1 protein-coding gene and 2 tRNA genes are annotated in these 1230 nt (G+C 38.0%); all 3 read right to left on the bottom strand.

All coding sequences use genetic code 11. The features are described from left to right. Positions 1-123: 123 nt before the first annotated feature. The 3 genes from P0N36_RS15390 to P0N36_RS15380 all read right to left on the bottom strand — a co-directional run bounded on the left by P0N36_RS15390 (position 124) and on the right by P0N36_RS15380 (position 1196). A complete protein-coding gene (locus P0N36_RS15390; protein ID WP_275843773.1) occupies positions 124-885 on the bottom strand; it encodes an EFR1 family ferrodoxin in 762 nt (253 codons plus the stop codon). Positions 886-1049: 164 nt separating this feature from the next. Next, positions 1050-1121 (bottom strand) — tRNA-Gly (locus P0N36_RS15385). Between the two features lie 4 nt (positions 1122-1125). Continuing rightward, positions 1126-1196 (bottom strand) — tRNA-Gly (locus P0N36_RS15380). Positions 1197-1230 lie beyond the last annotated feature (34 nt).

The raw sequence follows: 1230 nt of genomic DNA, 5'->3' as shown, positions 1-1230 counted from the left end.
ATCTTCCTCCTTAGTATCTACCTAATATTGTTTTCTCTTACCCTAATAATAGCATTCAAAAAGGTGAAGGAATGTGATATGCATCACAAAATAGAAGAATAATGGAAGAAATATAAGTAAAAACTATACTGCCCAATATCTGTACTGTTTTTTCACTTTAGAATGGATGAGTACAGTTATTGCTTTTTGAGGACATAGATTCACACACCGATAACATAAAGTACATGCACCTTGTTGCGTGATTTGGTTGTTTTCAATGGCAAGGTTATTCATGGGGCAAACACGTGTACATTTGCCACACAAATTACAATGCGTGTCTATTCGAACATCTTTCATGGCTTTTGCTTCAATTTTTGGGAAATAGGCACGTTGGGTGAACCATCCCAACCACTGGGAAACCGGATTAAAGCCACGCCTAATAATAATACCTTGTTCAATACGTTTACATATTTTATTCAGTTTCGATTCTGCACGATTAAGGTATCTAGCAATTCGCTTTTCTTTTGCCAAGGGCAAAACCCACAAGTTACAAATATTGTTAGGCATATTGATATGCTCTGCATAAATGACAGAATAGGTTATGTCTCTTAACAAATCGGTAAAGACGCGCGCCCCATCTCCGGAAAAAAAGAGTTGCGTAGATAGTATAATTAGATTCTTGTTTTGCAGTAAATGTTGATGCGTCTTAACAAACCTTTTCATAATAAAGGGTACATCCGAAGTATAAATGGGATAGCAAAAAGCTATAGTTTCATGACTTGAAATCAACGACACAAAGTCTAGGTCTTCTTCAATAGAATAAGCTTCATGATTCATTTTTTTTGCAAAATGCGTGGCAATGTAACGGGTATTGCCGGTTCCTGAGAAATAGAGTGTAATCATCATTGTCTCCTCGTATTCATATCAATCTAATGTATCCTATAGTATTAATATATAAATCATTTCATTCACAGATGCATTATGAGTTTTGCTGGGTATAGTTTTCGACTACATTTATTATACCAATAAAAAACACTCAATTCTAGTTTTAGAATTGAGTGTTTTGATGAAGCGCGAAACGAGATTCGAACTCGCGACCCTCGCCTTGGCAAGGCGATGCTCTACCACTGAGCCATTCGCGCAGAGAGCGGGTAGGGGGAATCGAACCCCCGTAACCAGCTTGGAAGGCTGGAGTTTTACCATTAAACTACACCCGCGTACCGATACGGAATGCCCAGAGCCGGAATCGAA

It is taken from the genome of Petrocella sp. FN5 (genome assembly GCF_029210395.1).
Classification (GTDB): Bacteria; Bacillota; Clostridia; order Lachnospirales; family Vallitaleaceae; genus Petrocella.
Note: the sequence above shows the minus strand (reverse complement) of the source record. Positions and strands in the feature narration are given on the sequence as shown.